We start from the raw sequence: 6,548 nt of genomic DNA, 5'->3' as shown, positions 1-6,548 counted from the left end.
GGACGGGCGGACGCGGACGGGTTCGGACGGGCGGGCGCGGGACGGGTCAGGCGCGGGACGCGCGGTGCAGGGCCACCACGCCACCCGTGAGGTTGCGCCACGCCACCCGCTCCCAGCCGGCCGCGCCGATCCGCGCCGCGAGGGCCGACTGGTCGGGCCACGCCCGGATCGACTCGGCCAGGTAGACGTACGCCTCCGGGTTGCTGGACACCGTGCGGGCCACCGCCGGCAGCGAGCGCATCAGGTACGACAGGTAGACCGTCCGGAACGCCGGGTTCACCGGGGTGCTGAACTCGCAGACCACCAGCCGGCCGCCGGGCCGGGTGACCCGGGCCAGCTCGCGCAGGGCGGCGTTGGTGTCCGACACGTTACGCAACGCGAAGGAGATGGTCACCGCGTCGAAGCTGGCGTCGGCGAAGGGCAGCCGCAGCGCGTCCCCGGCCAGCAACGGCACCGCCGGGCGGGACCGCTTGCCGGCAGACAGCATGCCGAGGGAGAGGTCGGCACCGACCGCGTACGCGCCGGACTGCGCCATCTCCTCCGTGGAGACGCCGGTGCCCGCACCCACGTCCAGCACCCGGTCGCCGGGGCCGAGCCCGAGGGCCGCCCGGGTGGCCCGCCGCCACGACCGGTCCTGCCCGAAGGAGAGAACCGTGTTGGTCAGGTCGTAGCGGGCCGCCACCCCGTCGAACATCGCGGCGACCTCGTGCGGCTGCTTGTCCAGGCTGGCGCGCTGGCCCTGCGGGGTACGGCTCACCCCTCCACTCTGCCAGCCACCGCCCGGACGCGGTACGGGCGGGGTGGTCGCCCACCCCGCCCGTACAAGTCGTGCCGTCGTGCCGCGACCGCGTCAGTCGGTGGGCTTCTCGTCCTGCGGGGTGACCAGCACCACCCGGCGACGACGGGCCAGCATCAGCAGCACACCGCCGACCACCAGCACGGCCGCGCCGACGCCACCGATCAGGCCCGCCTGCACGCCGGTGACCGGCAGCCCGCCGTCGTCACCGCCGGTGCTCGGCGAGGGGCTGGCCGTCGGCTGCCCGGAGGGCGTGGCGGTCGGGGTCGGGGTCGGGGTCGGCTGGACGGCCAGGTCCACGAACACGTCGAACACGGCCTGGTTGTCGACCTCGTCCGTCTCTGTGAAGGCACGGCGCTGCGCCGAGGAGGCGACGCGGGGCTCCTCCTCGGGGGCGCCCTCCGCCCCGTCCAGCCCGTACGCGTACAGCTCACCGATGCGCAGGACCGGCTCGGCCGCGTCCTCGGCGACCTTCACCCGTACCTCGTCGGTGTAGTACTCGCCCGGCTCCACCACCGCGCCGGTGTCCTCGCAGAACGCCTGGGCCAGCCCGCCGATCTCCTGCTCGACGCAGTTCTCGGGTAGCTTCGCGAAACTGACCTTGGCCGGCAGGGTGAGGGCGTAGAAGATGCCCGTCGCCTTGCGGCTGCCGTCGTTGTAGACCGCCCAGTCCAGCGGGGCGGTCCCGCCGCGCGGGATCGGCTTGAGCTCGGGCTCGCTGTTCTGCGCGCCGTCGACCACGACGTTGGCGTACCCGTCCTGCACCCAGGAGGTGAGGTCGTAGCCGGGGCGGGTGACGGTGATGTCGACCGTCTCGGTGTTGTCGTCGGTGTTCGGGTCTGCGGTGGCCGAGGCGATCGTCACCGTCAGCGCGCCGCCCCTGCCCCGTCCGCCCGTGCTGAACAGCGGGATGCCGAAGTCCTCGGTGGTGCCGCCGGCGAGGTCGCCGAGCAGGCAGGTGAACGTGGTGCCGGAGACGTCGCAGCCCTCGGGCACGACGAAGCCGACCCGCCGGGTCAGCTCCTTCGTCTCCACGGTGACCCGCACGTCCCGGGCCGCCGCCGAGCTGCGGGTGTTGTCGACGGTGAACTTGAACGGCTTGGCCTTGGCCGCCTCCACGCCCCTGGCCAGGTTCTGGCTGAGCGGGACGAGTGCCAGGTCGGCCTGGTCGGCCGCCTGCGCCGGGGCCGCCACGGTGGCCAGGCCACCGGCGGCCAGCAGCGCCGCGGCACCGGCACGGGCCAGCGCCGAGCGGTGGAACGAGGTCATTGATCCCCCGGGTTTGGGAAGAAGGAGGAAGGTTGCGGAACCGAGCGGACGTTATCCGAGGTAGATCGTTTGCGCCAGCAGCGGCATGGGTTGTTCATCTGTCCGGCCACCACTCGTCGCGACAACGAGGGCGGGATGGTCGCCCATCCCGCCCCCACTGCGGTGCATTATGTGAACGGCCCCCACGGGCCGATGGAGGACTGAACCTCAGACACGTCGCGGGGGACGTTAGCGACCTGGGGTGACCTGCGCGACCCTTTGGCGGGATAGGACGCACACCAGGTCCGACAGGACCAACAGAACTGTCCGGACCGCCGATCGGATCACCAACCGACCGGGGGGCCTGTCCTCGCCCACCGTGCCCGCCGCAGCGCGCAGGGTCAGCTCGCCTCGACCAGCGGCAGCGACTTCCCGGCACCGCCGCCCGGCATCGCGATCGACGAGAAGTGTGACACCACCCGGTCGTCGGTCGGGTCGTCGGCGGGGGTGTGGTGCACCGCGAGCCGGTGGTAGAGGGTGTCCCGCTGGGCGGGGATGCGGTCCGCCGAGCGGATCATGCCGATCAGCTCGTGCAGGTTGGAGCGGTGCCGGGCGCCCGCCGAGGAGATCACGTTCTCCTCCAGCATGATCGAGCCGAGGTCGTCCACGCCCATGTGCAGGGCGAGTTGACCGACGTCCTTGCCGGTGGTCAGCCAGGACGCCTGTAGGTGCGGAACGGTCTCGAAGAAGAGCCGGGAGACCGCGACCAGGCGCAGGTACTCCAGGGCTGTCGCCTGGGTGCGGCCCTTCAGGTGGTTGTTCTCCGGCTGGTACGTCCACGGGATGAACGCCCGGAAGCCCCGGGTGCGGTCCTGCACGTCGCGGATCATCCGCAGGTGCTCGATCCGCTCGGCGTTGGTCTCGCCGGTGCCCATCATCATCGTGGCGGTCGACTCCAGGCCCTGCCGGTGGGCCAGCTCCATGACCTCCAGCCAGCGCGCGCCGGACTCCTTGAGCGGGGCGATCGCCTTACGCGGCCGGTCCGGCAGCATCTCCGCGCCGGCCCCCGCGATCGAGTCCAGCCCGGCCGTCTTGATCCGCGCGATGGTCTCGTCGAGGCTGACGCCGGAAACCTTGGCCATGTGCAGGATCTCGCTCGGCCCGATGGAGTGGATGGCGAGCTGCGGGTACGCCTGCTTGACCGAGGAGAACAGCTTTTCGTAGTACTCCACGCCGTAGTCGGGGTGGTGGCCGCCCTGGAGCATGACCTGGGTGGCGCCCAGCTCGACCGCCTCGCCGCAGCGGCGCAGGATCTCCTCGGTCGGGTGGGTCCACCCTTCCTTGTGCTTGGGGGCACGGTAGAAGGCGCAGAACTTGCACGCCGTCACGCAGACGTTCGTGTAGTTGATGTTGCGGTCGATCAGGTACGTGACGATGTTGTCGGGGTAGCGTCGCCGCCGCACCGCGTCGGCCGCCTCCCCGAGGGCGTGGAAGGGCGCCTCGGTGTAGAGCAGCAGGGCCTCCTCGGGCGTGATCCGCCCGCCGTCCGCGCCGCGTTGCAGGATGTCGTCAATCTCCCGGCTCACCGTCACACGTTCGAGGGTACGCCGGCCGGCGGTCCAGGCCCGCAGGGCGGTCCAGGCCCGCCGGCCGAAGGCCAGCACGGGCAAGGCCGGTCCTTCGAGTCCCGTACGCCGACCGCCCGCGCGGCCGGCAACCGGACGGCAGCCCTCTGTCTGCGCCCTTTGGAGCTGCCCCGTCTGTGGGACCGCGACCAGCCTGCGGCACCGCACGAGCCGCGCCCCGTCTGTCAGGGCGGTTCGGCAGAAGGCGAAACCGCGTGGCATTCAGGCCCCGGGACGTTCCGGCAGGTCGGCGACGAAGGCGGCCCAGACCCGCCGATCGCCAGAACAACGCGGTCAGCTTGTGGTCGAGGTAGACGACCGACCGGTTGCGCGGGAAGTCGAACAACGCGAACGAGCCGTTAGGCCGGTGTGCCCGCCGACCGCCAGCGGCACCACCCCCAGCGTCACCGTCGGCCGCTCGGCCGCCTCGACCAGGTGCCGAAGCTGGCGGGCCATCACCCGGGGGCCGCCGAGCGCCCGGCGCAACACCGCCTCGTCGAGCAGCGTCGGCGCTGGCCTCTCTGCCGCCACGTGGCCAACGGCGGGCACTCACTGAGCGTTCCTCGCCGTTCCCGCGCCGACGGAGCGCTCGCTCGGTAATCCCGTTGGAGAAGCCGAGGATGTCCTTCTCCCCGTCCAGGGTGACCCCGATCGCGGCGTAGATCGGCCGGTTCGCGACCTGCCCGTCCCGCACCCTGACCACGTGAGGTCGGGCCGCGGCGCGGTGTCGGTCTTTCGACCGGTCCGTTTCCGCGGCCCGCCTCCCGAACCGGACGTGCGGCTTTCACCGCATCCGGCTCTCCACAAGTCCCGGCGGGCCGGGCGTGATCTTCATGCTGCGGTTGGCCACGGGCTCGGGATTCGGGTTCCCCGATACCGGTAGCGGGTGGTGCCCGCTTGGGTGGGGTTCCAGAGGGTCACCTCGCCGTCTCTGGGCCACCAGCCACCGTCGCAGTAGCGGCGGCGGAGTTCCTTCCAGCTGATCTTCTTCCGGTGTTTGCGGCGGAGTCTGATCATGATCTGCCGCCAGGTGAACGCTCGCAGGTAGTCGAACGTCTTGAACGACACACCGGGCCGGAAGTAGGTGGTCCAGCCGTGCAGCACCCGGTTGAGTTGGTGCAGCACCTTGGCCAGGTCCAGGTTCAGGTCCTGATGACAGATCGTCTTGATCTTCCCGGTGATGGAGGTCAGAGCCTTCTTCGACGGGTAGTTGTAGACGAACTGCCGGATGTCTCCCCTACGGCGGTGGCGCTGGATGCGCCAGCCGAGGAAGTCGATGCCGTCGTCGATGTGCGTGATCAGGGTCTTGGCCTCCGACAGGCGCAGTCCCATCGGGGCCAACAGCGTCGCCGTCTGTTCCCGCAGGACTTCCGCGTGCTGACGCTCGCCGCGCACCAGGATGAGGAAGTCGTCCGCGTAGCGGATGAACTTCCACGTCCCTAAACCTTTACGGCGGCGCTGTTCGCGGTCCCATTGGGTCCAGCTGTTCCACTGCCCAACGAAGTGCTCGTCGAGGATCGACAGGGCAATGTTGGACAGCAACGGCGACAAGATCCCGCCCTGCGGGGTGCCGGTGTTCGACTCGCGTAAGCCCTCGTCCTTGCTGAGGATGCCTGCTTTGAGGAACGCCTTCACCAGGGCCAACACCCGTTTGTCTCCGACCCGTCGGCGCACCCGGTCCATCAGGGCCGTGTGGTCGATCTCGTCGAAGCAGGCGGCGATGTCACCTTCCACCACCCATTCGTAGTTGCGTGGGTGGGAGGTGAGGTGACGGGTCTCCGCGACCGCGTCATGCGCCCGCCGGTTCGGGCGGAAGCCGTAGGAGCACGGCTGGAAGTCCGCCTCGAAGATCGGCTCTAACACCAGCTTCAGGGATGCCTGCACGACCCGGTCGGTCACGGTGGGGATCCCCAGACGCCGCTTCTTGCGCGTGCCCGGTTTCGGGATCATCCGTTCCTTGACCGGCAACGACCGGAACGAGCGCGAGCGCAACTGCTCCCGCACGTCGCGCAGGAACGCCTCCGTGCCGCGTTCCTTCTCCACCGAGTAGGCGGTCTGGCCGTCCACCCCAGCGGATCGGGCTCCCTTGTTGCCCCGCACCCGAACCCACGCCTCGGTCAGAAACGCGGGGTCGGCGACGAGGTTGAACAGGTCATCGAACCGGCGATGAGGATCACTCGTCGCCCACTGGTGCAGTTTGGTCTGGATCTTCAGTACCCGAAGCTCTGCCGACCCAGGTAAGGGCCAGACCGGCTCCGGTGCGCCGGCGTTCACCGGCGGCTCTTCCGACATTCCAATCTCCTCGCTGCTGACTTGCTGGCCCCCTTCGCCATGTGGTCGGCTTTCCCGACCTCGGACTACTACGAGACCTCCGCCCCACCCAGCAGCCATCAACCGGCGACGGGTCTGCCCGTCGCCGCCCCGGACGGGCGGCGCAAGGGCGACCGTGGGTGGTTCCCGCGTTCACTGCTGACCGATCGACGAGGTAGGCGCCCAGCTGTTATCCCGGCAGCATCGCCACGGCTACGCCGCAGACCTTCACCATGGCCTCCACGCCCGGCGCTATCAGTCGGACATGAAGTCGACCGCCTCACATCGCAGGCGGTCGTGCACTGCACCCCGGCCCACATCCACCAGGTTCGAGCCGGCACATCGCTTACGGAACGTCAACGCTGGTTCCTGTCAGTACACCTTCTCGTCTCGCTAGCCGGACCCGCACCGTCTGGCAGTACCGGCACGTCCCGTCGTTGTCGGGGCTGCTTCCCACCCTCCCCGGCGTCCCCCGGATCAGGCTGCCCCCAGCTTCACGCAGCCGCTGCGACGGCCACGAGGTGAAGGTCTTCCACCTCCACTCGGTTCAACAGCGCCTCGCGGCGCAC

At 70.1% G+C, this 6,548-nt stretch carries 5 protein-coding genes and 1 pseudogene; all 6 read right to left on the bottom strand.

Annotated elements, in window-relative coordinates:
- Positions 1-46: 46 nt before the first annotated feature.
- Complete coding sequence (locus E1258_RS28600; protein ID WP_132406596.1) at positions 47-757, bottom strand: demethylmenaquinone methyltransferase; 711 nt, start codon at positions 755-757, stop codon at positions 47-49.
- A 93-nt stretch (positions 758-850) separates the two neighbouring features.
- The gene (locus E1258_RS28595) at positions 851-2,065 is read right to left on the bottom strand and encodes a cell wall anchor protein (RefSeq protein ID WP_132406594.1); all 1,215 of its coding nucleotides are present in this window, start codon (positions 2,063-2,065) and stop codon (positions 851-853) included.
- Between the two features lie 380 nt (positions 2,066-2,445).
- Positions 2,446-3,636, bottom strand: a complete 1,191-nt coding sequence (gene mqnC / locus E1258_RS28590; RefSeq protein ID WP_132406598.1) for a cyclic dehypoxanthinyl futalosine synthase — start codon at positions 3,634-3,636, stop codon at positions 2,446-2,448.
- 327 nt (positions 3,637-3,963) lie between these two features.
- Entirely contained in the window at positions 3,964-4,200 is a 237-nt protein-coding gene (locus E1258_RS36045) for a Scr1 family TA system antitoxin-like transcriptional regulator (protein WP_371688697.1), read from the bottom strand.
- A gap of 70 nt (positions 4,201-4,270) precedes the next feature.
- A pseudogene (locus tag E1258_RS28585) lies at positions 4,271-4,372 on the bottom strand (transposase); the annotation flags it as partial.
- 128 nt (positions 4,373-4,500) lie between these two features.
- Positions 4,501-6,060: a group II intron reverse transcriptase/maturase gene (gene ltrA, locus E1258_RS28580; protein ID WP_243715751.1), complete on the bottom strand. Its 1,560-nt coding sequence runs from the start codon at positions 6,058-6,060 to the stop codon at positions 4,501-4,503.
- Positions 6,061-6,548 lie beyond the last annotated feature (488 nt).

This window comes from Micromonospora sp. KC207 (assembly GCF_004348615.1).
Lineage (GTDB): Bacteria > Actinomycetota > Actinomycetes > Mycobacteriales > Micromonosporaceae > Micromonospora.
The sequence above is the reverse complement of the archived record's forward strand: the minus strand, read 5'-3'. Positions and strand labels throughout refer to the sequence as shown.

What these genes read in the sequence shown, in the direction of transcription:
- E1258_RS28595 (WP_132406594.1), bottom strand. Translation starts at nt 2,065, where the DNA reads ATGACCTCGTTCCACCGCTCGGCGCTGGCCCGTGCCGGTGCCGCGGCG.
- ltrA (WP_243715751.1), bottom strand. Translation starts at nt 6,060, where the DNA reads ATGGCTGCTGGGTGGGGCGGAGGTCTCGTAGTAGTCCGAGGTCGGGAA.